The sequence below is a fragment of the Hyphomicrobium sp. genome (assembly GCF_035687085.1).
Taxonomy (GTDB): Bacteria; Pseudomonadota; Alphaproteobacteria; order Rhizobiales; family Hyphomicrobiaceae; genus Hyphomicrobium_B.
Map to the genome: position 1 here is coordinate 57,982 of NZ_DASRYS010000002.1, position 23,544 is coordinate 81,525.

The 23,544-nt window shown below is 62.9% G+C and carries 25 protein-coding genes; 9 read left to right on the top strand and 16 right to left on the bottom strand.

Annotated elements, in window-relative coordinates; genetic code table 11:
- Window positions 1-5 precede the first annotated feature (5 nt).
- From VFG26_RS00680 to VFG26_RS00690, 3 genes are read left to right on the top strand one after another with little or no spacing between them, the layout of a single operon-like run.
- Window positions 6-908, top strand: a complete 903-nt coding sequence (locus VFG26_RS00680) for an ABC transporter permease (protein ID WP_325021182.1) — start codon at window positions 6-8, stop codon at window positions 906-908.
- Window positions 905-1,729: an ABC transporter permease gene (locus tag VFG26_RS00685; protein WP_325021184.1), complete on the top strand. Its 825-nt coding sequence runs from the start codon at window positions 905-907 to the stop codon at window positions 1,727-1,729. Before VFG26_RS00680 ends, VFG26_RS00685 begins: the two co-directional genes overlap by 4 nt.
- A 54-nt stretch (window positions 1,730-1,783) precedes the next feature.
- A complete protein-coding gene (locus VFG26_RS00690; RefSeq protein ID WP_325021186.1) occupies window positions 1,784-3,061 on the top strand; it encodes an FAD-binding oxidoreductase in 1,278 nt (425 codons plus the stop codon).
- A 7-nt stretch (window positions 3,062-3,068) separates the two neighbouring features.
- Here VFG26_RS00690 and VFG26_RS00695 read toward each other — a convergent pair whose 3' ends face one another.
- From VFG26_RS00695 to epmA, 7 genes are all read right to left on the bottom strand, one after another.
- Window positions 3,069-3,710, bottom strand: coding sequence for an NrsF family protein (locus VFG26_RS00695; RefSeq protein ID WP_325021188.1), 642 nt, complete (start codon window positions 3,708-3,710; stop codon window positions 3,069-3,071).
- Window positions 3,707-4,264 carry a sigma-70 family RNA polymerase sigma factor gene (locus VFG26_RS00700; protein ID WP_325021190.1) on the bottom strand — a complete coding sequence of 186 codons (558 nt, stop codon included), beginning with the start codon at window positions 4,262-4,264 and terminating at the stop codon, window positions 3,707-3,709. Before VFG26_RS00700 ends, VFG26_RS00695 begins: the two co-directional genes overlap by 4 nt.
- A gap of 187 nt (window positions 4,265-4,451) precedes the next feature.
- On the bottom strand, window positions 4,452-4,835 hold the full coding sequence (locus tag VFG26_RS00705; protein ID WP_325021192.1) for a DUF3307 domain-containing protein: 384 nt from the start codon (window positions 4,833-4,835) through the stop codon (window positions 4,452-4,454).
- Window positions 4,836-5,019: 184 nt separating this feature from the next.
- Window positions 5,020-7,167 (bottom strand): molybdopterin oxidoreductase family protein, encoded by a 2,148-nt coding sequence (locus tag VFG26_RS00710; protein WP_325021194.1) that lies wholly within the window; start codon window positions 7,165-7,167, stop codon window positions 5,020-5,022.
- A gap of 178 nt (window positions 7,168-7,345) precedes the next feature.
- The gene (locus VFG26_RS00715) at window positions 7,346-8,416 is read right to left on the bottom strand and encodes a lysine-2,3-aminomutase-like protein (RefSeq protein WP_325021196.1); all 1,071 of its coding nucleotides are present in this window, start codon (window positions 8,414-8,416) and stop codon (window positions 7,346-7,348) included.
- Entirely contained in the window at window positions 8,413-8,886 is a 474-nt protein-coding gene (locus VFG26_RS00720; protein ID WP_325021198.1) for a GFA family protein, read from the bottom strand. Before VFG26_RS00720 ends, VFG26_RS00715 begins: the two co-directional genes overlap by 4 nt.
- A 5-nt stretch (window positions 8,887-8,891) precedes the next feature.
- Entirely contained in the window at window positions 8,892-9,929 is a 1,038-nt protein-coding gene (gene epmA, locus VFG26_RS00725; RefSeq protein ID WP_325021200.1) for an EF-P lysine aminoacylase EpmA, read from the bottom strand.
- Window positions 9,930-10,081: 152 nt separating this feature from the next.
- Between epmA and efp the strand changes: the two genes are divergently transcribed.
- Window positions 10,082-10,651 (top strand): elongation factor P, encoded by a 570-nt coding sequence (efp, locus tag VFG26_RS00730; RefSeq protein ID WP_325021202.1) that lies wholly within the window; start codon window positions 10,082-10,084, stop codon window positions 10,649-10,651.
- A 27-nt stretch (window positions 10,652-10,678) separates the two neighbouring features.
- Here efp and VFG26_RS00735 read toward each other — a convergent pair whose 3' ends face one another.
- The 7 genes from VFG26_RS00735 to VFG26_RS00765 all read right to left on the bottom strand — a co-directional run bounded on the left by VFG26_RS00735 (window position 10,679) and on the right by VFG26_RS00765 (window position 16,506).
- Window positions 10,679-11,518 (bottom strand): transglutaminase family protein, encoded by an 840-nt coding sequence (locus VFG26_RS00735; protein ID WP_325021204.1) that lies wholly within the window; start codon window positions 11,516-11,518, stop codon window positions 10,679-10,681.
- 181 nt (window positions 11,519-11,699) lie between these two features.
- Window positions 11,700-12,911 carry a gephyrin-like molybdotransferase Glp gene (gene glp, locus VFG26_RS00740; protein WP_325021206.1) on the bottom strand — a complete coding sequence of 404 codons (1,212 nt, stop codon included), beginning with the start codon at window positions 12,909-12,911 and terminating at the stop codon, window positions 11,700-11,702.
- 3 nt (window positions 12,912-12,914) lie between these two features.
- Entirely contained in the window at window positions 12,915-13,409 is a 495-nt protein-coding gene (gene moaC, locus VFG26_RS00745) for a cyclic pyranopterin monophosphate synthase MoaC (protein WP_325021209.1), read from the bottom strand.
- Window positions 13,406-14,209 carry an indole-3-glycerol phosphate synthase TrpC gene (gene trpC / locus VFG26_RS00750; RefSeq protein ID WP_325021211.1) on the bottom strand — a complete coding sequence of 268 codons (804 nt, stop codon included), beginning with the start codon at window positions 14,207-14,209 and terminating at the stop codon, window positions 13,406-13,408. The genes moaC and trpC overlap by 4 nt, the downstream gene beginning before the upstream one ends.
- Window positions 14,210-14,211: 2 nt before the next feature.
- Window positions 14,212-15,210 carry an anthranilate phosphoribosyltransferase gene (gene trpD / locus VFG26_RS00755; RefSeq protein WP_325021990.1) on the bottom strand — a complete coding sequence of 333 codons (999 nt, stop codon included), beginning with the start codon at window positions 15,208-15,210 and terminating at the stop codon, window positions 14,212-14,214.
- A 54-nt stretch (window positions 15,211-15,264) separates the two neighbouring features.
- Window positions 15,265-15,861: an aminodeoxychorismate/anthranilate synthase component II gene (locus VFG26_RS00760; RefSeq protein ID WP_325021213.1), complete on the bottom strand. Its 597-nt coding sequence runs from the start codon at window positions 15,859-15,861 to the stop codon at window positions 15,265-15,267.
- A gap of 132 nt (window positions 15,862-15,993) precedes the next feature.
- Window positions 15,994-16,506: a histidine phosphatase family protein gene (locus VFG26_RS00765; protein ID WP_325021214.1), complete on the bottom strand. Its 513-nt coding sequence runs from the start codon at window positions 16,504-16,506 to the stop codon at window positions 15,994-15,996.
- 110 nt (window positions 16,507-16,616) lie between these two features.
- Between VFG26_RS00765 and VFG26_RS00770 the strand changes: the two genes are divergently transcribed.
- Window positions 16,617-17,009, top strand: a complete 393-nt coding sequence (locus tag VFG26_RS00770) for a hypothetical protein (protein WP_325021216.1) — start codon at window positions 16,617-16,619, stop codon at window positions 17,007-17,009.
- Between the two features lie 22 nt (window positions 17,010-17,031).
- On the opposite strand, the gene trpE is transcribed toward VFG26_RS00770, so the two are convergent.
- Window positions 17,032-18,546 carry an anthranilate synthase component I gene (gene trpE / locus VFG26_RS00775; protein ID WP_325021992.1) on the bottom strand — a complete coding sequence of 505 codons (1,515 nt, stop codon included), beginning with the start codon at window positions 18,544-18,546 and terminating at the stop codon, window positions 17,032-17,034.
- Window positions 18,547-18,649: 103 nt separating this feature from the next.
- Complete coding sequence (locus VFG26_RS00780) at window positions 18,650-20,527, bottom strand: peptidylprolyl isomerase (protein ID WP_325021218.1); 1,878 nt, start codon at window positions 20,525-20,527, stop codon at window positions 18,650-18,652.
- 233 nt (window positions 20,528-20,760) lie between these two features.
- Between VFG26_RS00780 and tpiA the strand changes: the two genes are divergently transcribed.
- The 4 genes from tpiA (at window position 20,761) to VFG26_RS00800 (ending at window position 23,481) form a co-directional block, all read left to right on the top strand.
- Window positions 20,761-21,537 (top strand): triose-phosphate isomerase, encoded by a 777-nt coding sequence (gene tpiA, locus VFG26_RS00785; protein WP_325021220.1) that lies wholly within the window; start codon window positions 20,761-20,763, stop codon window positions 21,535-21,537.
- A complete protein-coding gene (locus VFG26_RS00790; protein WP_325021222.1) occupies window positions 21,537-22,232 on the top strand; it encodes a hypothetical protein in 696 nt (231 codons plus the stop codon). The genes tpiA and VFG26_RS00790 overlap by 1 nt, the downstream gene beginning before the upstream one ends.
- A 181-nt stretch (window positions 22,233-22,413) precedes the next feature.
- Complete coding sequence (gene secG, locus VFG26_RS00795) at window positions 22,414-22,797, top strand: preprotein translocase subunit SecG (RefSeq protein WP_325021224.1); 384 nt, start codon at window positions 22,414-22,416, stop codon at window positions 22,795-22,797.
- Window positions 22,798-22,899: 102 nt separating this feature from the next.
- Window positions 22,900-23,481 carry a hypothetical protein gene (locus VFG26_RS00800; protein ID WP_325021226.1) on the top strand — a complete coding sequence of 194 codons (582 nt, stop codon included), beginning with the start codon at window positions 22,900-22,902 and terminating at the stop codon, window positions 23,479-23,481.
- The last annotated feature ends 63 nt before the right edge of the window (window positions 23,482-23,544 follow it).

A 23,544-nucleotide genomic window follows, 5' to 3' on the forward strand; every position in this document is an offset into this window, starting at 1 on the left:
AAGGCATGAGCACAAAGACCTCCAGCCTCAAACGCTGGTACGTGATCGCGGCGCCCTATCTGTGGCTGCTCGTCTTCTTCCTCATTCCGTTCTTCATCGTCTTCAAGCTATCGCTTTCCGATCTCGCGACGGCCATTCCGCCGTACGTGCCTGTCTTCAGCTGGTCGACAGGTATTCGCGAATTCATCTCGCAGCTCGATTTCGAGAACTACTCTTTCATTTTCGGCGATCCGCTCTACGTCAACGCCTACTTCTCGAGTTTGAAGATCGCGGCGATCTCGACGGTTCTGACGCTTCTCGTCGCTTATCCGATGGCGTACGGGATGGCGCGGGCGCCGAAGTCCTGGCAGCCGACGCTGCTCATGCTCGTCATTCTGCCGTTCTGGACCTCGTTCCTGATCCGCATCTACGCGTGGATCGCGATCCTGAAGCCGGAAGGCTTTCTTTCGATGTTCCTGATCAAGCTTGGCATCATCAGTGAGCCGCTGCAGATCATGAACACGACGACGGCGGTCTATATCGGCATCGTCTACTCGTACCTGCCGTTCATGATCCTGCCGCTCTATGCGAGCCTGGAGAAGATCAACCCGTCGCTGCTCGAGGCGGCGCAAGACTTAGGCTCGCAGCCGTGGCGGGCCTTCTGGCAGATCACGGTTCCGCTGTCTCTGCCGGGCGTGTTTGCCGGTTGCCTGCTCGTTTTCATTCCGGCTGTCGGCGAGTTCGTGATCCCCGATCTTTTGGGTGGATCCGACACATTGATGATCGGTAAGACGCTGTGGAACGAGTTCTTCAATAACCGCGACTGGCCGTTGTCATCGGCCGTGGCCGTGATCCTGCTGCTCGTGCTGATCATCCCGATCGTGATTTTCCAGCGGCAGCAGGAGAAGGTGCGGGAGGCCGGCCGATGAACCGTCGCTTTTCCTGGTTCAACCTGACGTCGATCACGCTGGGCTTCGCGTTCCTCTACATTCCGATCCTGCTGCTCGTCATCTACAGCTTCAACGAATCCAAGCTCGTGACCGTTTGGGGTGGCTGGTCAACCAAATGGTACAGCTCGCTTCTGGAAAATCAGTCGTTGAAGGATGCCGCGTGGGTGACGCTTCGCGTCGGCTTCATCTCGGCGACCGTGGCAACCGTGCTCGGCACACTTGCTGCGATCACGCTCGTTCGGATGGGGCGCTTTCCGGGGCGGACGCTGTTCTCGGGCATGATCTTCGCCCCGCTCGTCATGCCGGACGTCATCACGGGCCTGTCGCTGCTGCTCGTCTTCGTGGCGCTCGGTTTCGACCGAGGGTTCTGGACCATCACGCTGGCGCACATCACGTTCACGATGTGCTTTGCTGCCGTTGTCGTGCAGGCGCGGCTGCAGGATTTCGATAAGTCCATCGAAGAGGCGGCGATGGATCTTGGCGCGACTCCCCTCGGAACCTTCTTCCAGGTGACGCTGCCGATCATTGCGCCTTCGGTCATCTCAGCGTGGCTCTTGTCCTTCACGCTGTCGCTCGACGACCTCGTGATTGCGAGCTTTACCACGGGGCCTGGTGCCACGACGCTGCCGATGAAGATCTACTCCCAGGTGCGCCTTGGGGTCACGCCAGAGATCAACGCGATCTCGACGATCCTGATCGGCATCGTGACGACGGGCGTTCTTGCCGCGGCCATTTTCACGAGACGTCAGCGCGTCAGGGCCGAACGGGAAGAGCGCTGGGCGTTCGGGGCTACCGGTTGACAATGTCACCCGGCATTGTGTTTGCGAACGCGGCGCGCTAATCACCGGCTCATCGTGACGGCTCAAGATTACATACGCTCGTACTACGCGGCGACCGCAAACGACCAGACGCGCTATCCGGCGCTGGAGGGTACGGTCAAGGCGGACGTGTGCGTCATCGGAGGCGGCTTTTCCGGCGTCGCCACCGCGCTGACGATGGCCGAACGCGGCCGCTCGGTGGTCCTCCTCGAAGCCAAGCGCATCGGCTGGGGCGCGTCAGGCCGCAACGGCGGCCAGATGATCGGCGGCATCAGCGGCGAAGCAACGATCAAGAAACAGCTCGGTGCGGCGGGTGCGAAGCTGGTGCGCGACATTCGCTATCGCGGGCACGAGATCATCGAAAGCCGGATCGCGAAATACGGCATCGCCTGCGATTTGCAGTACGGGTGGATGGAAGTTGCGGCGCGCCCTCGACACATGAACCATATGCGCGCCTATGTCGAAGATCGCATCAAGGATGGCGATGGCGGCGGGCTGGAGATCGTCGAAGCCGATCAGATGCCGCGCGTGCTCGGCACCAGTTCCTATTACGGCGGTTACATCGACCGGCGCAGCGGCCACCTGCATCCGCTCAACCTGGTCCGGGGCGAAGCCAATGCCGCGGCACAGCTCGGCGTGCAAATTTTCGAGAATTCGCCAGCGATCAAAGTTCACGGCGGCGCTAAGCCCTGGGTCGAAACCGAGCGCGGACGGGTGGAAGCGGGCTCCATCGTCATCGGCGGTGAAATTTTCAATCGCTTCGGCCAGCCAGCGCTCAAGGGCCTGATGCTGCCTGCGGGCAGCTACATCATCGCGACCGAGCCGCTCACGGGCAGCGATACGGCGAGCGTCGATCCGCAGAACTTTGCGGTGGCCGACAGCAATGTCGTGCTCGATTATTACCGGATGACGCCGGACCGCCGGATGCTCTTCGGCGGCCGCTGCAACTATACGAACCGCGATCCAGCGGACATTGCCGGCACCATGCGCCCGCGCATGATCGAGGTCTTCCCGCAGCTGAAAGATGCGCGGGTCGAGTTCTCTTGGGGCGGGACGATTGCGATCGTGGTCAATCGCGTCCCGGCCATCGGGCGGCTCGAGCCCAACCTCTATTATCTGCAGGGGTATTCGGGGCATGGTGTCAACGCCACGCACATTGCGGCGGAGATCGTGTCGGATGCGATTTGCGGGACGACGGAGCAGTTCGATCTCTTCGACCGCATCAAGCACACGCGCTTGCCGTTGAGCGATATCGCAGGCAACTACATGCTGGCTCTGGGCATGCTCTACTATCGCATTCGCGATCTGCTTTAGAAAGCTGTCACCAGCGCAGGATGCGAGATCCCGCGAGCGCGCCGATCCCTGTCATCAAGACGAAGCCGATGGTGTACCAGGCTGCAAGAAACAACGGGCTGTCGTCGCGGCAATGGCTGGCGTAGAGGGTCGCCGCGATGCTGGCCGACAATAAACCGCCGATAGCCCCGGCGAGTGCCGGGTTGGCGGGCGCGCCTTGGCGCAGCGCATAGAGAACGGCAGCCAGCGGCGCAAAGGAAAGCAGAGGGATAACGACCAGGCAGGTCAGCGAATTGTAGCCGACCATCTTGGCGTGCCACTGATCGGATGGCACTGCGAGCATCTCGAGACCCATTGCGCTCAAAAGCAGCGCCGGGGCGAGCGCTAGCCACCAGAGCTTATTTCCAGGCTGGAAGTCCGGCCGCGACAGCCCGCGAACGAGAACGTAAGCGGGGATGGCAAGGCTGAACGTCAGCACGTATTTGAAGAGAAACCGGAGCGAAGACACAGCCGACTCCGCGAAGTTGGCGCGCAAGCCCAGGGACCAGAAGAAGATCAGCGTTGAAACCAGCGCGCCCACTCCGACGGCGATCGCGACCGTTTGCGCAATCGGCCGTTCGACGCTTTTGGCGTCGGCGGCGAGGGCATTGATGAGATCGTCCGTCTTCATGCTTTCTTCTCTTGATAGGTCTCTGCGAGAGACTTCAGGCTTCGGTGCAAGGCGACGCGAACGGCCACTTCACTCATTCCCAAACGCATTGCGACGTCCCGGGCCGATTGTCCGTCGATGCTGATCGAGCGGACGATGTCGCGATTCTTGTCCGAAAGCCGGTCAAGTACGCGTCCGACATCGTGGGCATCGATCGACGCTTGCTGATCTTCGCCTTCGAACTCGAAGTCATTCAAATCCACCGGGACCTCAGGACGGCGGCCGCGCCGGCGCAGGTCGTCGATCATCTTGTTGCGGACGATCGCCATGACCCAGGGGCCGAGCGGCAGGGACGGGTCCCAGGTATGCCGCTTCAGGTGGATTGCGAGAAGCACGTCTTGCACCACATCCTCCACGTCGCCGCGGGGCACGCCGACACCGGCAAAGCCTCGGCGGACCACGCCTCTGAGGACCTGCGAAAGCTCAGACAGCAAACGGCGATAGGCGTCCTGATCGCCCGCGATTGCGGCGCGCATTAAGCCTGTCCACTCAGCGTCACGAGCCTTCCGGTCCAAAATCACCCCTTCAAGGTTGTTTTCGGCAGGTGGGAGAGAAACGTTACGTGCGTTCGATAAAATTTAATTGCGCTGTCAGGTTGGCGCGCCATCCCGCGGCTCCGGCCATATGCCAGGGGCACGCGAGGGTGCGCAAGATGCGCAAAAGGGCGCGGGGGCAGCTGTGGTCCGGGCAGGTCTGGGCGGGTCAGGCCAGGGGAAGCCAAATCCAGAGGATGGCGATGTAGGTCAGTCCGTGCAGCAGCTGATCGGTCCCGAGCGCCCACCAGAAATATTTGTCCTTGGGCGTCCAATTCTCGCTGCGAACGATCTGCTCTTTGGTCCAATCAATATGATAATGCAGCACAAATTCGGCTGCGAGGAGGGCCGCCGCGAGCATCGGCCCGCCGCCGGGAAAGAGAAAAACGGGCGCGGTCAACAGGATGTGGATCAGCGCGTGGCACAGCCCGCCTGCGGCGCCGTAGGATCCCTTCTGACGGAAGATCTGATCCGTCTGCAGGATGAAATCGGCAACCGCGTGCTTGACGAGGAGATATGTGACCGCGGCCAAGGCCACGTGAACGGGTGACATAGGTTCCATCGCTGCCTGGCTGCCGGTCCGAGCGCTCTGATCGGAAGCTCCGTGAGGCACGCCGGCCTTAAGTTCACCGGCATGTATAGCGCGATGGTCTACCTGGAGCTGTCACCCAGGGAACAGCGGTCTGCACAACTTGGCGTCGTGCAGACCTGTTTTCTATTTGCAGGCGGTCTGCGGATCAGTTCACGCGCACGACCTCGACCAAGTTATCCGAGTACGTCGGCGCCCGGCCGAGTCCGCTCCAGGCGTCGGACGAGATCGAGTTGACCGACCCATCCGAGCGGTTGAGCGAACGCCAGTAGCCGAGCGTGGCGACGACGACGCCATCCGGCACATCATCAGTCACGCGGGCGACGCCTTCGAAATCGCCGCGATCGTTATAGACGCGGACCGGATCGCCATCGCGCACCGAGCGGCGGACCGCATCGCGCGGCGAGATCATGACGAACTGCTCGCCTTGGATTTTGATCTTGTGCGGCTCGTTGGCGTAGCACGAGTTCAGGAACGCGTGGCTCTTCGGCGAGATGATGTTGAGCGAGTAGAGCTTGGCGCGGGCGGGATCGGCTTCCGCCGTTTCGCGCGGCGCGACGTAGCCTGGCAGCGGATCGACGGGTTCGCCCGACTGCTCGCCCTCGTACATGGCGCGGAAGGGGCCGGCGACGAAGTTCTTGGCGTCGTGCAGCAGGAACTCGACCTTGCCGGACGGTGTTGGGAACTTGCCTTCAGCGTGGGGCGCGCGCGTATCGGCGGAGCCCACGTCGATTTTGAAGTAGCCGTGCTCCTTGAAGTAGTCCATGCCGACGCCGCTCATCTTCGGGTCTTCCCAGTTGATGTAGGCAGCGCACAGTTCGCTGTCGGTCATTTTGAAGACGGGGTCGTCGAAGCCCATCTCCTTGGCGAGCAGGCGCCACATCTCGCTCGTCGGCTTGCATTCGCCCGGCGGATCGACGGCCTTCTCATTGTACGTCAGGTAGAAGTGGCCCCACGACCACATCATGTCCTCGGCCTCGCCCGCCATCGCAGACGGGAGGATGATGTCGGCGTATTTCGCCGTGTCCGTGATGAAGTGTTCGGCAACGACCGTGAACAGGTCTTCGCGCTTCAGGCCTTCGACGATCTTGTTGGTCTCGGGCGATTGGCTGACCGGGTTCGTGCAGAAGACGAACATGCTCATGATCGGCGGATCGAGCTTCATTTCGCCGGTGAGCGCCTGGCCGAGCCGCAGATTGTTGACGACGCGCGTACCGGGCTTGATCCAGTCGGGCCGCGCGGCCTTCACCCAATCGACGGGGAAGTCCCACAGCGGCAGCTGCAGCATGCCGCCGCCGACGTGGCGCCAGGAACCGCAGACAGCGGGAATTGCGTAGACGGCACGGGCCGCCTGCGCGCCGCCGGCTGAGCGCTCGATGGCGACGCCGATGCGGATGGCGGACGGCTGCGAGGTTGCGAATTCGCGGGCGAACGTGGCGACGTCGGCCGCTTTGACGCCGGTGACGCGCTCGACGTATTCGGGCGTGAATTCTGCGGCGCGTTCCTTCAGCTCAGGGAAGCCGTGCGTGTAATTGTCGACGTAGTCCTGGTCGACCAGGCCTTGCTCGACCATCGAATTGATGATGCCGAGTGCGAGGGCGCCGTCCGTGCCGGGCTTCGGGCAGATGTGCCAGTCGGCGGCCTTGGCGGTGCGGGACTTGTAGGAATCGACGACGACGATCTTGGCGCCACGGCGCTGGGCTTCGAGCACGAACGGCCAATGGTGCAGGTTGGTCGAGATCGAGTTGCACGCCCAGATCACGATGTACTTGCAGTGGACGAAGCTTTCCGGATCGACGCCACCCGTGGGCCCGTGCGTCAGCAGCCATGCGGTCGAGGAGCCCGACGTGCAGTAGGTCTTCTCGTTCACCGTGGAGCCCAGGCGATTGAAGAATGGGTCGCCGGAGTTGATGCCCTGCACGAGGCCCATGTTGCCGAGATAGCTTTGGGGCATGATGGCTTGCGCGCCGTAGGTCGCGATGATCTCGCGCCAGCGCCGGCCGATCTCGGAGATCGCTTCATCCCACGTGATTCGTTCGAAATTGTTGCCGCCGTTCGGGCCTGAGCCCTTGGGGCCAACGCGGCGGAGCGGATACATCAGCCGATCGGGATTGGCGTGGTGCTGGGCGAAGTCCTTCAGCTTCACGCAGAGGCCGCCGCGCGTGAACGGGTGTTCCTTGTTGCCGCGCACCTCGACAAGCCGGCCATCCTGGACTTCGTAGATCATCGAGCAGGTGTCCGGACAATCGTGCGGACATGCACCAAAGAATTTCTCGCGGGCCGGTTCGATGTTCATTCATTCCTCTCCAGTCGATGTCAGCCGTTGATCGGCTGTTTTGTCTCGCGACAATCTGACATCGAAATGGGGGTGCGTCCAATCGAAATAAGCCTTGGCTGGTCTGAGCTTTAAGTGGCCTGGGGGCAGGCGATTTTTCCCGCCGAAATGGCGTTCAGCGCGGGAGGGCTCGCCCGAGTTATGGAATTTCCGGGGCGGCGCAGGCGTCTTCGTAGCGATGAGCGCGGCCATTGCGGTCGGAAAAAATTTCAGCGCCGTCCGCGCCGGCCGCCGAGTGACGCTCGATCGGCACCTTGCCGAAGGCACCGGGGAGATCGAGAACGTAGGTCGGGAGGGCCAGACCTGAGAGCCTCTGGCGCAGACCGGCCATCAGCGCGCGGCCTTCGGCGATGGTCGTGCGGAAGTGGGCGGTGCCGGGCGCGAGGTCGCCGTGGTGGAGGTAGTAGGGCTTCACCCGCAGTTCGACGAGGCGGCGCATCAGGGCCTCGAGTGCCTCGACGCTGTCGTTGATGCCTTTCAGCAGGACCGTCTGGCTGACGAGCGGCAGGCCCGCATCGGCAAGGCGCGCAATCGCAGTGGTTGCCGGACCCTCGAGTTCGCGGACGTGGTTGGTGTGCAGGCCGACGAAAACCGTTTTCGTTGTGGCTTTGAGCGCGGCAACGAGATCGTCATTCACACGCTGAGGATCGACGACGGGGACGCGCGTGTGCCATCGCAAGATCTTGACGTGCGGGATGGCCGATAGCGCCGTGGTGACGTCGCGTATACGGCGGGGCGAGAGGACGAGGGGATCGCCGCCTGTCAGGATCACTTCCCAGATGTTCGGATTGGCGGCGATGTAGTCCAGCGCCGCCGCCAGATCTTCAGCCGAGAGGGCTTCGCCGTTCTGGGGGCCGACCATTTCGCGGCGGAAGCAGAAGCGGCAGTAAACCGGGCAAACGCTTGCGATTTTCAGAAGCACGCGGTCGGCGTAGCGGTGGACAATGCCGGGCGCGGGGCTTTTCAGGTGATCCCCAATCGGATCGGCGACTTCGCGCGGATGGGTGCCAAGTTCCCTTTCGCTTGGAACAAACTGGCGCGCGATTGGATCGTCGACGTCAGCTGGGTTGATGAGGTTGGCGATGACGGGCGTCAGCGCAATGGCGTAGCGGGCGGAGACGGCGGTCAAGGCAGCGCGCGCATTCTCGGACGCAAGTTCGGCGGCGATCAGATCATCGACAGAGGTCAGCTTGCGTTCGATGAGTGTCATTTAGGCGGCCAAACATCCGTGTCGCGATCGGGGTGCTGATAGGAAACCAGCGTCTTCAGGAAGGTTCCCGCGTTTCCGTCTGCGAGTGTGTCGTGCTGCGGCAGGCTCGGAATGGTGTCCGTAAAGGCAAGCTTCGCTTCGACGCCCCACTGGACCTTGGGTGCGAGGTTTGCCGGGTTGTCGAATGCTCCGATGGCCAGCGCGATGCCGTCGGGTGCTTCATAGGTGAGCGGCGTGCCGCAATCGGCGCAGAACCCGCGAGCGACGGCATTCGACGATTGGAATTTCTTAGGCTCTCCACGCGTCCAGACGAGTTTGGCGTCGCGTACGCTGACGAGGGGCGCGTAGAACGCGCCGAATGCCTTCTGGCACATGCGGCAGTGGCAGACCGACGCCTCTGTCAGCGCGCCTTCGATGCGAAAGCGGATCGCTCCGCATTGGCACCCGCCTGTATGCGTGTCGTCTGACATCGTGCTCACTCCCTGCTGTCGCCCAAGGTCAATGGCGTCCAGATGACTTGATCGACCCGCTCGGCGCCCGTTGCAAGCATGGCGAGACGGTCGAAGCCAAGCGCGCATCCCGATGCCGGCGGCATGTGAGCGAGGGCTGCCAGAAAGTCCTCATCAATCGGATAGCGCTCGCCGTAGATGCGCTGCTTCTGATCCATCCAGGCTTCGAACCGGCGGCGCTGCTCGGCGGCGTCGGTCAATTCGCCGAAGCCGTTCGCCAGCTCGACGCCGCAGGCATAGAGCTCGAACCGTTCGGCGACCGCGGGATCGTTCGGCACGGGGCGGGCGAAGGCGGCTTCCTCAACGGGATATTCGTAAAGAACAGTGGGGACGGGTGAGCCGAGAAAGGGTTCGATCTTCTCGACGAGGACGCGGCTGAAGATGTCCGTCCAAGTGTCGTCGCTCTCGCAACGGATGCCTTGGGCTTCTGCGCGCTGCAGAAGCTCTTCGCGGGTCGCGCCCTTCAAAGCGACGTTGGCGAACCTCGCGAACGCCTGATCTAGTGTGAGGTGATCGAAGATCGCGTGGGGATCACACGTCTTGTTGCGGAAGCTCCATGGCGTATGTCCCGTCGCCTCGGCGGCGATCCGCAGAATAGCGGCGCAGTCTTCCCACAGTGTCTGGTAGGGCTCGTTCGCCCGATACCATTCGAGCATCGTGAATTCGGGTGCATGCAGGTTTCCCTGCTCGCGATTGCGGAAGACGGGTGCGAACGCGAATATTTTCGTCTCCCCCGCCGCGAGAAGCTTTTTCATCGCGAACTCAGGGGAGGTGTGCAGATAAAGCTCTCGACGCCCAAGATCAGTCTGGATCAGGTCCGTGCGGAAGGCATGCAGATGTGTCTCGTTACCGGGGGAAACCTGCAACAGGCCCGGTTCGACTTCGAGAAAGCCTTGCGAAAGAAACCAACTTCTTATCGCGGCCTTGATGCGGCTCCGGCCAATGAGGAATGGCCTGCGGTCGGCATGGCGATCAGGTCGCCACCAGGGAGAAAGCTGCGACATTCGTACAAGTTGAGGGTTCAGCACAGGGTTGCCGCACTTGGCGGCAAAGAACTTAGCGGGTATGAGACGCGACAGATTCCCTGAAGGCTTCCGCCGGCCGGCCGTCCCACGAGGCGGCTTTAGCGCATGAAATTCAAGATCGGAGACGTTACGTGGTGAAGGTTATTGCAAGCTCGGTTCGTAAAGGCAACGTGCTCGATCTCGACGGCAGGCTTGCTGTCGTCATGCACGCTGAAAACATCCATCCGGGCAAGGGTACTCCTGTCACCCATCTCGAAATGCGGCGCATCGCGGACGGCGTCAAGGTCGTTGAGCGCTACCGCACGACCGACCAGGTCGAGCGCGCTTATCTCGATGAAAAAGACTACAATTTCCTCTACGAAGACGACATGGGCTACAACTTCATGCAGCCCGAGACCTTCGACCAGATCACCATTTCGAAGGACGTTGTCGGCGACCAGGGCCAGTGGCTGCAGGAAGGCATGACGTGCCTCGTGTCGCTGCACGAAGGCAACCCGATCTCGATCGAACTGCCCGCCCGCGTGACGCTCGAAATCGTGGAAGCCGACCCGGTCGTTAAAGGCCAGACGGCGTCGTCGTCGTATAAGCCGGCAAAGCTTTCGAACGGCGCCCGCGTGATGGTGCCGCCGCACATCGGTGCTGGTACGCGCGTCGTCGTCATGACGGCGGACGGCTCCTACGTCGAACGCGCGAAGGACTAAGCGTCCCTCGCGTCTCGCCCCTTACCGTCAGGCCGCCCGGGACGTCAGTTGCTGGGCGCGCTGGGGATTAACTTCCTCGCAGACGACTTTGAATTCGCTCAGGTAATGCTGGCCGAACGAGGTGATCATCGCCACGTCGGCCGCATCGCGTCCGCGCGCGATCACGACGCGGCCGGTGCGCGGGATGTTGTGCCGAGCGTCGAACGTCACCCAGCGATGGTCGATGTAGGCTTCGAACCAGGCGCTGAAATCCATTGGCGCCGGATCGGCCGGCACGCCGATGTCGCCCAGGTAGCCGTTGACGTAGGCTGCCGGGATGTTCAGGCAGCGGCAGAACGCAATCGCCAAGTGGGCGAAGTCGCGGCAGACGCCGGTGCGTTCTTGATAGGCTTCTGCGGCGGTGCGGGTCGAACGGGCGGCCTGATAGTCGAATTTGATGTGGTTGTGCACGAAATCGCAGATGGCTTTGACGCGGGCGAAGCCCGGCTCAACGTTGCCGAAGAGCTGCCAGGCGAGCGGCGTCAGCTCGTCGGTCTCGCAATAGCGGCTGCCGCTGAGGAAATGCATGGCGGAATTCGGCAGCTCGGCCACCGGAATTTCCCGCGCGTTCCAGGGCTGCTCTTCGGGAACGCCGGAGTCGCGCACGACGGCGCGATAGCTCAGCTTCAATGATCCCGGCTGTGCGATGAGGCGCTGCGTCCGGTTTCCATAGAGATCGAGGCCGTGCTCGACCGGAATATCTGGCTCGTTCCGCACGTCTTCATAGACGATATCGCGGCGGCGGCTCGGGTGGACATCGAGAAGCAGAAGAAGCGGGGTCGGCGCATGGAGTTGCAAGCCGATATCATAACCCACATGGATAAGCATTGTGCGTCGCCCCTTGACCCTTAAGTGCAGAGATCGCGAAACGCCGCGGCTGGCTTAAATGTTCCTGTGCTGATTATGGATATTCGCGCCACTATCACGGGAAAACCCGCGAATTGGTTCGCATGCGTCGTAACGCGATTGTGCGCCGCTGAGGCACCCCGGGATGCCTGTCGAGGCTGCCTCAAATATCGAGCTTCAGCACCTGTACCGGCGTTCCGGCGTCTTGGGCGGGTGCGTTCGCCGGGATTACTACAAGACAATCGGCGCGCTGCAGGGATTTGATCAACCCACTGTCCTGGTTCTTGAACGGCGTCACGCGCGGCGGAGCGGCGGACGTGTCGAGCAGTCCTCGCATGTAGTGCTGGCGGGGGCCGTTTGCGGCGAGCGGTTCGGCGAGCACGGCTTCGACGGCTTCGAACGCGGTTTCGCGTCCGAGGAGGCGTCCGATCAGCGGCACGAGGAATACGCGTGCGCAGATCATCGACGACACGGGATTGCCCGGCAAGCCGATGCAGTATTGCGTTTTGCCAGCGGCCGCGCGCAGTCCGAAGAACAGCGGTTTTCCGGGGCGCATCGCGATTTTATAGAACTCGAGCTTGGCGCCTGCCTTTTCGAGGGCGGGGCGGACGAGATCGTGATCGCCCACCGACGCGCCGCCGCTCGTCACGAGAATGTCGGCGCCGTCTGACGCGGCGATGCACTCTTCAAGCGACGCCATTGTATCACGTGCAATGCCGAGAATGCGCGCTTCGCCGCCGGCGGCTTCGATGACGGCTGCGAGGCCGTAGGCGTTCGACGACGAGATCTGCCCCGGCCCGAGCGGAGTTCCGGGGAGAACAAGTTCATCGCCGGTCGATAGAATTGCGACCACGGGCTTGCGCACGACGGGCAACTTCCCGTGACCGCAGGATGCGCCAATCAGCACGTCTCGCGCGGTCAGCAAGCGGCCAGGTTCGAGAAGCGTCTCGCCGGTCCTGAAGTCTTCTCCTTGCGGCCGGATGTTGGCGCCGGTTTTAGCCGTCTCGCGCACGGTGATGGCCGCGCCCGCTGCATCGACGTTTTCCTGGATGACGACGGCGTCAGCGCCGGCAGGCAGTTGGCCGCCCGTGAAAATGCGTACGGCTTCGCCATTCTTCAGCGTGCCGCCGAACGGCCGGCCGGCGCCCGCTTCGCCGATGACGGTCAGGTGAGCCGGAACGTTGGCGACGTCTTCGGCGTGGACGGCGTAACCGTCCATCGCGGAGGCGTCGAAGGGGGGATTGTCGAGCTTGGAAACAACCGGCGCAGCAAGGGTGCGGCCGCGTGCGTGGAGAAGATCGACGTCTTCCGTTTCCAGCGTTGCGGCGGACTCCAGGATGCGCTTCAGCGCATCTGCGACGGGCAGCAGCGCCATGTATCAGGCGCCTCCGGGGCGCTCTGCAGCACGGTAGACGCCGGATTTGCCGCCGTCCTTGGCAATGAGGCGAATGCCCTCGATCACCATGGATTTATCCGCCGCCTTGAGCATGTCGTAGAGCGTGAGGCAGGCGACCGATACGGCGGTTAGCGCTTCCATCTCGACGCCGGTCTGGCTCGAGACTTTCACTTCCGCCGTCACACGGATGCCGGGCGGCGATTGGCTGAGTGCGAAATCGACGGTCGCTTTGGTGATCGCTAAGGGATGGCAGAGCGGAATCAGTTCGTGCGTGCGCTTGGCCGCCATGATGCCGGCGATACGGGCGGTGCCAATGACGTCGCCTTTGTGCGCCTCGCCCTTTTCGACGAGTTCGAGCGTGCTCGGCCGCATCGCGATGAAGCCTTCGGCCACGGCGCGGCGCGCGGTGGTCGGCTTCTGCGAGACATCGACCATCCGGGCTTCGCCCTTCTCGTTGATGTGGGAAAGCTCACTCATGATGCGGTTACCGGCTGGAGAAGGGCCTTCGTAGCGGCGGCCACATCGGCTTGCCGCATCAGACTTTCGCCCACGAGGAACGTTTCGACACCGACTTTCGAGAGGCGCGCCATGTCGGCGGGCGTGAAGATGCCGCTTTCGCCGACAACGATGCGGCCGGGCGGTACCTGGGGTGCGAGAATTTCCGTCGTTTCGAGCTTCACTTCGAAGGTCTTGAGGTTGCGATTGTTGATGCCGATGAGGCGGCAATCGAGTTTCAGCGCGCGTTCCAACTCGGCCGCGTCGTGGACTTCGGCGATCGCATCCATGCCCCAGTCGTTGGCGGCGGCGGCGAGATCGTGCGCGGTCGCGTCATCGACTTCCGCAAGGATGATGAGGATGCAATCGGCGCCCCAGGCTCGGGCCTCGGCGACCTGATAGGTGTCGATCATGAAGTCCTTGCGCAGAACGGGCAGCGATGTGGCTTCGCGTGCGGCGGTCAAAAATTCCGGTGCGCCCTGGAACGAGGGACGGTCGGTGAGGATCGACAGGCAAGCCGCGCCGCCTGCCTCATAGGCTTTGGCGAGCGCGGGTGGATCGAAATCGGCGCGGATCAATCCCTTCGAGGGCGACGCCTTTTTGATCTCGGCGATGAGGGCTGGCTGCTTCTTCGCATGCTTGGCTTCGATGGCCCCCGCGAAGGAGCGGACCTTTGGCGCCGAGCGCGCGTATTCGGCAATTACGCGCAAAGGCTTCAGCGCTTTGGCGCGGGCGACCTCTTCGCGTTTGTAGGCTGTGATCTTGTCGAGGATGTCCGCCATCTTCAAACCCGTTCGTTGGTGACGGCGACAAGCCTGTCGAGGGCGCGCGCGGCGCGGCCACTGTCAATTGATGCTTCGGCCTTCTCGATGCCGTCGGGGAGGCCGTCGGCCTTACCGGCCACGATGAGTGCTGCGGCGGCATTCAAAACGACGATGTCGCGATAGGGACCCGTTTCGCCTTGCAGGAGCGCATGGATGGCAGCAGCGTTGGTTGCTGCATCGCCGCCTCTCAGCGCCTCCATGTTGCTGCGGGGGAGGCCCGCGTCTTCCGGCGTCAGGTCGAAGGCGAAGATATCGCCGTCCTTCAATTCGGCGACGTGGGTGACGCCCGTCGTCGTCAGCTCGTCCATGCCATCGGCGCCATGGACAACCCAAGCGTGAACGGAGCCGAGCTTGCGCAAGACTTCGGCAATCGGTTGGACGAGCTTGGCATCGTAGACGCCGAGCACCTGTCGCGTAACGCGAGCGGGATTGCAGAGAGGCCCAAGCAGATTGAAGATCGTGCGCAGGCCCAAGTCGGCGCGGATGGGCGCCCAGGTCTTGAATGACGGGTGATAGAGCGGCGCCCACAGGAAGCCGACGCCCGCATCGGCAATCGCGAGCGATACGACAACAGGCGGCACGTCGAGTTTGACGCCCAAGGCCGCTAGAACGTCGGACGCTCCCGATAGCGAGGTGACGGCGCGATTGCCGTGCTTGGCGACGATGGCACCGGCTCCGGCTGCAACGAACGTGGCTGCGGTCGAAATGTTATAGGTCCCGCGGCTGTCGCCGCCCGTGCCGACGATGTCGATGGCACCGGGGGGCGCATCGACCGTCGTCATGCGTCCGCGCATGAACTTCGCCGCGCCGGTGATTTCCTCGGTCTTCTCGCCGCGAACGCGCAGGCCCATCAGGAATGCGCCCATCGCCACCGATGGGGCGATGCCCGACATCAGGAGATCGAGCGCCTGCTGCATGCCCTCGTCGCCCAGGGTTTCCCCTTCGGCGATGCGGTTCATGAGGCTCTTCAATTCGCGCGCCGGATTGGCGACGTTTGCTGTCGTTGTCACGGTTCAGGCTGCCTTACGGCTTTTGGGCTCAAAGCCTGCCAGCGAAAGGAAGTTGGCAAGCAGCGCGTGGCCCTGCTCGGAGGCGATGCTTTCCGGGTGGAACTGAACGCCATGGACGGGATGCGTCTTGTGCTGCAGCCCCATGATGATGCCATCGTCGGTTTCGGCCGTGACTTCCAGGCACTCGGGAAGCGTGGCGCGGTCGACGATGAGGGAGTGGTAGCGCGTGATGTCGAAACGCGGCGGAAGACCCTTGAAGATGCCTTTGCCGGTGTTCGAAATCGTAGACAGCTTGCCGTGCATGGGCGTGGGCGCGCGAACGACGTTGCCGCCGTAGGTCTGGCCGATGGACTGATGGCCGAGGCAGACGCCGAGCAGCGGGATCGTGGCGCCCGCCTTCTTGATGAGATCGAGGCAGACACCGGCTTCGTTGGGCGTGCAGGGTCCGGGCGACAGGACGATCGCCTGAGGCTTCATGGCGAGCACTTCCTCGGCCGTCACCTTGTCGTTGCGAATGACGACGCTCTCGGCCCCGAGCTCACCCAGATAATGGACGAGATTGTAGGTGAAGCTATCGTAGTTATCGATCAGGATCAGCATGTTGGCCCTTGGTCTGCTCGCGCGCATCTTCAAGCGCGGAATACGCCCCTTCTAGCAGACCCTGGACGCACCGCGACACGGAAAATATGGCCCGGGAAGCGCTTGATTCAACGGCCACGCCGTTTGGCCGCCTCAAGCGCGGTCGCGGGGCGTGACAAAGGCTTCGAGGTGGCCCGAGGCCGGCGCCACGTCGCGCCAGGTGACCTGGGGGAAGGAGAAGACCGCAAGTGCGCCGGTCGGAAATTTGTCTTCCAGCTTGGAGATCGACTTCGCGTCACCCGTGCCGGCTAGCATCAAGGCGAGGCTGTGGAGACCGGGGTTGTGGCCGACGACGAGGACGCGGCTGACGCCCACAGGAACGGCCTTCAGGCGCTCCAGAATCGTATCCGGGCTCGTAAGATACAACTGCTCGTCAAACGTCACTTCGCCGTCTTTGAGGAACGGCTGGACCAGCGCCAGCGTCTCCCGGGTCCGTTTGGCCGGAGAGCAGAGAATGCGCTCGGGTGCGAACTGGAGTTCCTTCAGAGCCGCGCCCATCACCGGCGCCGCGTTCCGGCCCCGCTCATTCAGGGCACGATCGAAATCGTCGATGTCCGTCGCGTCCCAGCTTGATTTGGCATGGCGGAGGAGGGCAAGAGAGAGCATTGCGGCCTTGGGCTGGCGTTGCGCGACGAACGGACCTTATAGCAGGCCGTCGGTGCCGTTAAGCGATAGGCCATAGATTCGCGCTGCGGTGATGACAAGGTCCATCCGCAATGGATTATCTACTGGCACCGCTTTTTTGGCTCTTGAGCCTTCTCCTCAGCATCGTCTGGTGGATTTTCACGCAACTTCTCTGGATTGTGCTCTGGCTTTTGCTGCCGGTCGCCGTCATCGCCTTCGTTGCGTTGCGGGTGGCCGAGCGCGTGCTGGGGCAGGAGAAGGTCCGTACGTGGGTTAAGGCGCGGAGTCAGAAATACGGGGCATCCGCATCAAACCGGATCCGCCGTGTCGTCTTCGCGCTCGGCGTGCTGCCGATCCGGGTGCTGTTCTGGCTGCCGGTTTACGCGCTCTGGCACAGCATCGTCAGCCTGCTGTGGCGGCCCAAGTGGTCGCCCTGGCAGCGGGCGTGGGCCAAGCGCTGGCGCGCACAGCCGAAGGTCCGCTGATCGATCAGGGGAGCATCCCCGATCAGCGCGCGTTGGATGAACGCGAGGCGAAGCGGACGGCTTCTTCGGCGGCGCGGACGACGGCTTTTGCCTTATTGATGCATTCCTGCTGTTCGTTCTCGGGAATGCTGTCGTGCACGATGCCGGCCCCGGCTTGGACGTGGATCATGCCATCCTTGAGGATGGCCGTCCGGAGCACGATGCAGGTGTCCATCTCGCCGCTTGCCGAGAAGTAGCCGACGCAGCCCGCATAGGGTCCGCGCTTGGCCTTTTCGACTTCGGCGATGATTTCCATCGCTCGGACCTTCGGCGCTCCGGAAACGGTGCCCGCGGGGAAGCCCGCCATGAGCGCGTCGATCGCGTCGTGATTTTTCTCATCCAGCTTGCCGATCACATTGGAGACAATGTGCATGACGTGGCTGTAGCGCTCGATGACGAATTTGTCGGTGACGGTGACGCTGCCTGGTTCGGAGACGCGGCCGACGTCATTGCGGCCGAGATCGAGCAGCATCAGGTGCTCGGAGCGTTCCTTCGGATCGGCGAGGAGGCGTGCCGCCAGTTCCTTGTCTTCGGCCTCGGTTGCGCCACGGCGGGCCGTACCGGCGATCGGCCGGATGGTGACGACGCCGTCGCGGGCGCGAACGAGGATCTCGGGCGAAGACCCAACGAGCTGGAAGTCGCCGAAGTCCAGATGGAACAGGAAGGGCGAGGGGTTGAGCCGGCGCAGCGCGCGATAGAGCGCAAATGAGGGCAGGGCGAACGGCGCCGAGAAGCGCTGAGACAGCACGACCTGAAAGATGTCGCCGGCCTTGATGTACTCCTTCGCCTTCGCGACCATCTCCATGTAGTCGGCAGGCGACGTGTTCGATTGCGGCTCCGGCAGCGTAAGGGCGGGCTGCGGCGCGGGAACGGCGCGGGGAAGGGGCGTATCGAGCGCGGCGATGGCGCCTTCGATGCGAGCTTGCGCTTGCGCATAGGCTTCCGCAGCGGAGGTGTTCTCGCGCGGGCGCACCGGCGTCACCAGGATCATTTCATCCTTGACGTTGTCGAAGATGAGCATGAGCGTCGGGCGGATCAGGATGGCGTCGGGAACGCCGAGCGCGTCCGGCTTCATTTCCGGCAGCTTTTCGATCAGCCGCACGGTGTCGTAGCCCATATAACCGAAAATTCCGGCTGCCATCGGGGGCAACGTTTCGGGAAGTGCGATGGTGCTTTCGGCGAGCAGGTGGCGCAGCGACTGCAGCGCGGGACGGTCCTCGCGCGTGAAGGCGTTAGCGTCCAATTCCGGTGCGCGGTTGATCTCCGCGATGTCGCCGTTGGCCTTCCAGATCAGGTCCGGCGCGAAGCCGATGACGGAGTAGCGGCCGCGTGCCGATCCGCCTTCGACTGATTCCAGGAGGAAGCTCATCGCGCGCTGCTCGCCGAGCTTCAGGTAGGCCGAGACGGGCGTCTCCAAATCGGCGATGAGGCGCGTCCAGACAACCTGGGCTGCGCCGTCATCGTAGATTTTCGCAAACTGATCGGGCGCGGGAAAAATATCCGCGCGCCCTGAATTTGTGCTCGCCTCTGTAATGGAGGAGGAGCCGACAGACGAAGTTTTGGCCGATGCCGGCGCTGCCGTCGAGGCGGTCACGTCAGTTTCACTCTTCGCTTAGGCCGAGGGCCGACTTCAACTCAGCAGCGTTCACGGTTGCGCCGAACCGCTTCTTCAGCGCTTCGGTATATTCCGTCACCGTCTGGTTTGCGAGTTCGGCGTTGAGTTCGCGGGTCAGCTGGTCGGTCTCGGTGAGCGAGGCTTCGGGCGCTGCGATCACATCGGCCACCTGGAAGACGATGTCCGTCGAGCGATCGGGAGAGGCGCCATGACCCGCCTTGCCTTTCGACACCGCAAAGGCCTGTGCGACGATCTCCTCCGATAGGCTCTGCGGCAGGGTCTTGCGCGTCAGAGGCTCTGTCTTCTCGACCTTGTTCTTGGCTTCGGCTTCGAGTGCGGTCATTGGCTCGCCGGCGTTGACGCGGTCGGTGAGCTTCTTGGCAAGCTCGTCAATCAGGCGGTGACGCTCGGAGGTGGTGTAGTCGTTCTTCACCTGCTCCTTCACCTCTTCGAACGGCTTCTGCTTGGGCGGCTCGGCGGAGAGCACATTCACCCAGGCGTAGCCGCCTTCGGCGAGTTCGATGGCGGTGTCGTCCGAGCTGTTGTCGGGTGCGAACGCGCGGGCGACAATCTTGCGAAGGTCAGGCGTTTCCATCACGGGCTTGCCATCGGGCGCGAGGCCCGTTGCGTCCGTCGCCGGGATTTCCTTGAAGGTCAATTTCGAGCTTTCGGCGATCTCCTGCAGCGTCTTGCCGGCGATGCGGTTGTCTTCGACCTCGTCGTGCTTGTTATGCAATTCGGAGCTGGCCTTCTCGGTCGCAAGCTTGTCGCGCACCTGATCCTTCACGTCATCGAGCGTGCGCTTGATGCCGGGATCGATTTGCGTGACGCGCAGGATGACCGTCGCGAAGCGGCCTTCGACAACGTCGGAGAACTTGTCCTTCTCGAGCGAGAAGGCGACGTCGGCGATTTTGGGGTCGATCAGGTTCTTCTTGGCGACAAGGCCGAGATCGACGTCGGTTTCCTTCGCACCGGCTTCCTTCGCAACATCGCCGAAGGTTTTCTTGCCGTCGCGAAGATCCTTCAGCGCTGCTTCCGCCGTCGCTTTGTCCTTGAAGGCGATCTGCTGAATACGCCGCTCTTCGGGCTTGTCGTAGGTATCTTTGGTCGCCTCATAGGACTTGGCGATTTCTTCGTCCGTGATCGTGATCTGCTTCTTGAGATCATCGATACCGAGCGTGAGCACCTGCACCTTGCGGTACTCGGGCGTCATGTATTTCGCCTTGTCCTTGTCGTAGGCCTCTCTAAGCGTGTCCTCGGAGGCTTCCGCGACAGTCACGGCCTCGGGATCGATCTTGACCCACTCGATGACGCGCTTTTCGTCGTTGTAATTGTGCATGAGGTCGAGAAGCGGCTTCGGCACCGTCTGGCCCGTCACCAGCGACCGGACGATCGCCGCGCGCAGCTCATCCTTGCGGCGCAGGTTCAGGAAGCCTTCTTCTGACATGCCGATCTGGCGCAGCAGCGCGTCGAAATCGTTCTTGGAGAATTTGCCGTTGACCTGGAAATCCGGGTCCGACTGGACGCCTTCGACCAGGGTCTTGTCGGAGAGGGCGAGGCCCAGCTTCTTGGCGTGGGCTTCGACGGCGGCGCCACCGAGCATCTGCGCCAGCACACGCTGGTCAAGACCGAAGGCGCGGCCCTGTTCGGCCGTGATGCGCTGGCGGGCCTGCTGCGATACGCGGTCGAGCTCGTTCTGGTAGGCGCGGCGGAATTCTTCGTCGGAGATCGAGGTGTCGCCGACCTTGGCGACGGCGCCACGGCCCCAGCCCCGGAAGACGTCGTTGATGCCCCAGATGGCAAAGCTCAGCACCAGCAATCCGAACAGCAGCTTGGCAACCCAAGTCTGGGTGCCGCGTCTCATAGCTTCGAGCATAGATAAAGACGTCCCGTTGATGGAAGCGTGACGCTGCCGCGGGAGGGCGTTAGGTCATCGAGCTTCGGATGGCATGAGCACTCCGCGGAGCGAAGCGATTGGCGTGATATGAAGCGCAGCCCGTTTCGGATTGCAAGGGCGACCGGGATGAGGTTACGGAGTGTTCACTCCGGCGGGCACTCGCAGTGGCGTTTTCGCGGCTGCAAAAAGAAGGGATAAGAATGGTGAACGAACGGCGCGAGATAAGGCCTCTGGTCGCGGGCAATTGGAAGATGAACGGGCTGAAGGCGAGCGTCGGCGAGCTGCTCGCAGTCGGTGACGCCCTTTCAGGACCGATGGCATCTATCCCAGCCGACGTCATGATTGCGCCTCCAACGACGCTTCTAGCGGGTTTTGCGGCCTCTCTGGAGGGGCGCCCCGTGTTGCTCGCCGGCCAGGACTGCCACGCGGCTGCGAACGGGGCTCATACGGGCGATATTTCGGCGGAAATGCTCAAGGATGCGGGTGCGACGGCCGTGATCGCCGGCCATTCGGAGCGGCGCGCCGACCACGGGGAGACGAACGAGCAGGTGAGGGCGAAGGCAGAGGCTGCTCATCGCGCCGGGCTCATTGCGATCGTCTGCGTGGGCGAAACCAAAGAGGAGCGGGTCTCGGGTGCGACACTCCGCGTGGTGTCTGAGCAACTCAAGGGATCGTTGCCCAAAGGCTCGACCGCGGCCAATACGGTTGTGGCTTACGAGCCGGTGTGGGCGATCGGCACGGGGCTGACGCCAACGCCAGAGGATGTTCGCATCGTGCACGAAGCCATCCGTCGCGATCTCGTTGATCTATTCGGCACGGAAGGTGCGGGCATGCGCATTCTCTACGGCGGCTCGGTGAAGCCGGATAATGCTGCCACGTTGATGTCTGTGGAGAACGTCAACGGCGCGCTGGTGGGAGGCGCCAGTCTCAAGGCTCACGATTTTCTCGCCATAGTTCGCGCGTATGAGTCGACGTGATGCCGCTTTCTCTTCGCCACGCGATTGGGTTTGCAATCGGCGCGATGATTTGCGCGCCCGTTTCCGCGTGGGCGACACAACCCAAAGTCGATCCTGAGACGTGCAGCGCGCTGCGTCTGGAGCAAATCCGGTTCCGGGCATCCGGCGTGCTCGACGACATGAGCAAGGGTGCGCAGTGGGCAAAGGCCAATCTGCCGCCCGAGCGGCTGCGCGAGATCGAGCACTACATTCAGCTCGACGAGCAGGTGAAATTCGGCTGCCGCGACGCCAAGCTCTCGCCTGAGGCGGAGCGGGCGAGCGAGGCAGCCGCTCGCATCGAAATCAATTCGGACGCCGATCCGACCGCGCCCGCCGCAAATGACCCGCCCAAGCCCGGCGCGTCCGCCAAACCGGCAGCGGCCGAGAAAAAGAAACCCGCCAAGCCGGCTGCCGATAAAGCTGCCGAGAAGCCTGAAAAGAAGGACCCGCCGAAGAAGGCGAAGCCGCCGCCGCCCAAGGCCGAGAATGCGGCGCCGGCCAAGCCAGCGAAGCAGAAGGTTTCCCAGGAACGGGCTGCGCCGGCCCCGCCGGTCATCGTGGAACGTAGCGCAGGCACGCGGGCCTCGGACGCATACAGTCCACCTTACGTGCCCGACCCCTCACTGCCCCAGTTCGGTTTTGGCGAAACGGTGGTCACGCCGCACGCGGGTGACTAATAGTCCCAAAACCGCCGCCCGGCCTCAAGGGGCTTGAAACGGGCACCATAGCGCCCGAGGTCGACTGGGTTGACATTCGCGGCCCTTTGAACGCACCCAAGGGCTGGTTCATCGCCCCAGGCTAGTGTATACGCGCACGCTTGCAGGGCCTGCCGCCCGCTCAATCCGGATCAAAATACCTATGGCTACCGTACTGCTCATTATCCATTTGATGATCGCCGCGGCGCTCGTCGCTGTCGTGCTTTTGCAGAAGTCCGAGGGCGGTGCGCTCGGCATGGGCGGCGGCGGCGGTGGTGGCGGCGGCTTCCTGACGGGCCGGGGAACGGCCAACCTTCTGACGCGTACGACGGCCGGCCTTGCCGCCGCGTTCTTCGCGACCAGCATCCTGCTGACGATCCTGGCGAATCACTCGGCCCAGCGGGGTTCCGCCTTCGATCGCGCTCCCCAGACCGGCACGCAGGCGCCGGCGACCGGCGGCGAAGCACCAACGACCGAGCCCGGCCGTGGCGGCATTCTGGACAAGCTCGACGCGCCCCGCGCGCCACTCGTCCCCCAGAATCAGTAAGGCACGCCTCAGTTTCATGTGCGCGGCCGGGTCCATGCGTCCCGGCCAGCTAGACCCTCCGCGATTTCCCTGCGACACTGGGGAAATCTCGGGGGAGACAACATGGCTGACCTCAATTCGATCCGGCTGAGAGGGTTACACCTCGGTGCGTGGCGCATTCCGGCGTTGGGCGCAGGAGCAGCCGCTCTTCTTCACCTTGGCGGCTGTGGCGCCTCTCTCGGCGATCTGACGACGGCGTCGGTGACGAATTACCAGGCCGCCAATCTGTTCGCTCCGGCCGGGTACAGCATCTCGAACAACCCAGACGGCAGCATTCACGTCACGGCTGCCGGATCTCCCGGAACGCCCTCCGATCGGCTTGAGAAGATCGCTCTCGCTGCTGCGGCCGACTATGGCTTGGCGCAGCATCAGAAGACGTTCACGGCGACGCCCCCGCAGACGACGTTCAAATGCGGGAAGACGAAGACGACCGACAAAGGCAACCAAATCTCGATCAAGCCGGTCGATCTCCGCGTCGTCGCGATCGACGTTACCTATGGCCGCGACGGCATCGCACCCGCGGCGCGCAACACGCGTGAAACGGCCGACGCCCTCAAAGCGCAGATCGCCAGCGAAACGGTGCCTCCGGACGTGCAGGCTGCCGCAACGCAAGAGGTTTCACAGCAGTGCGGCAGGCCGCTTTAACGCCGCACTCCGTTAACGTCTGAGCCTTGCGACCTTTTCGTTTGGTGAAGGTGCAAAAAAGCC

Bases quoted from the DNA above. Each gene is read 5' to 3' on its own strand.
- VFG26_RS00680 (WP_325021182.1), top strand. From the start codon at position 6: ATGAGCACAAAGACCTCCAGCCTCAAACGCTGGTACGTGATCGCGGCG.
- VFG26_RS00685 (WP_325021184.1), top strand. From the start codon at position 905: ATGAACCGTCGCTTTTCCTGGTTCAACCTGACGTCGATCACGCTGGGC.
- VFG26_RS00695 (WP_325021188.1), bottom strand. From the start codon at position 3,710: ATGAAGACGGACGATCTCATCAATGCCCTCGCCGCCGACGCCAAAAGC.
- VFG26_RS00705 (WP_325021192.1), bottom strand. From the start codon at position 4,835: ATGTCACCCGTTCACGTGGCCTTGGCCGCGGTCACATATCTCCTCGTC.
- VFG26_RS00710 (WP_325021194.1), bottom strand. From the start codon at position 7,167: ATGAACATCGAACCGGCCCGCGAGAAATTCTTTGGTGCATGTCCGCAC.
- VFG26_RS00715 (WP_325021196.1), bottom strand. From the start codon at position 8,416: ATGACACTCATCGAACGCAAGCTGACCTCTGTCGATGATCTGATCGCC.
- VFG26_RS00720 (WP_325021198.1), bottom strand. From the start codon at position 8,886: ATGTCAGACGACACGCATACAGGCGGGTGCCAATGCGGAGCGATCCGC.
- epmA (WP_325021200.1), bottom strand. From the start codon at position 9,929: ATGTCGCAGCTTTCTCCCTGGTGGCGACCTGATCGCCATGCCGACCGC.
- VFG26_RS00735 (WP_325021204.1), bottom strand. From the start codon at position 11,518: ATGCTTATCCATGTGGGTTATGATATCGGCTTGCAACTCCATGCGCCG.
- glp (WP_325021206.1), bottom strand. From the start codon at position 12,911: ATGGCGCTGCTGCCCGTCGCAGATGCGCTGAAGCGCATCCTGGAGTCC.
- moaC (WP_325021209.1), bottom strand. From the start codon at position 13,409: ATGAGTGAGCTTTCCCACATCAACGAGAAGGGCGAAGCCCGGATGGTC.
- trpC (WP_325021211.1), bottom strand. From the start codon at position 14,209: ATGGCGGACATCCTCGACAAGATCACAGCCTACAAACGCGAAGAGGTC.
- trpD (WP_325021990.1), bottom strand. From the start codon at position 15,210: ATGAACCGCATCGCCGAAGGGGAAACCCTGGGCGACGAGGGCATGCAG.
- VFG26_RS00760 (WP_325021213.1), bottom strand. From the start codon at position 15,861: ATGCTGATCCTGATCGATAACTACGATAGCTTCACCTACAATCTCGTC.
- VFG26_RS00765 (WP_325021214.1), bottom strand. From the start codon at position 16,506: ATGCTCTCTCTTGCCCTCCTCCGCCATGCCAAATCAAGCTGGGACGCG.
- VFG26_RS00770 (WP_325021216.1), top strand. From the start codon at position 16,617: ATGGATTATCTACTGGCACCGCTTTTTTGGCTCTTGAGCCTTCTCCTC.
- VFG26_RS00780 (WP_325021218.1), bottom strand. From the start codon at position 20,527: ATGAGACGCGGCACCCAGACTTGGGTTGCCAAGCTGCTGTTCGGATTG.
- tpiA (WP_325021220.1), top strand. From the start codon at position 20,761: ATGGTGAACGAACGGCGCGAGATAAGGCCTCTGGTCGCGGGCAATTGG.
- VFG26_RS00790 (WP_325021222.1), top strand. From the start codon at position 21,537: ATGCCGCTTTCTCTTCGCCACGCGATTGGGTTTGCAATCGGCGCGATG.
- secG (WP_325021224.1), top strand. From the start codon at position 22,414: ATGGCTACCGTACTGCTCATTATCCATTTGATGATCGCCGCGGCGCTC.
- VFG26_RS00800 (WP_325021226.1), top strand. From the start codon at position 22,900: ATGGCTGACCTCAATTCGATCCGGCTGAGAGGGTTACACCTCGGTGCG.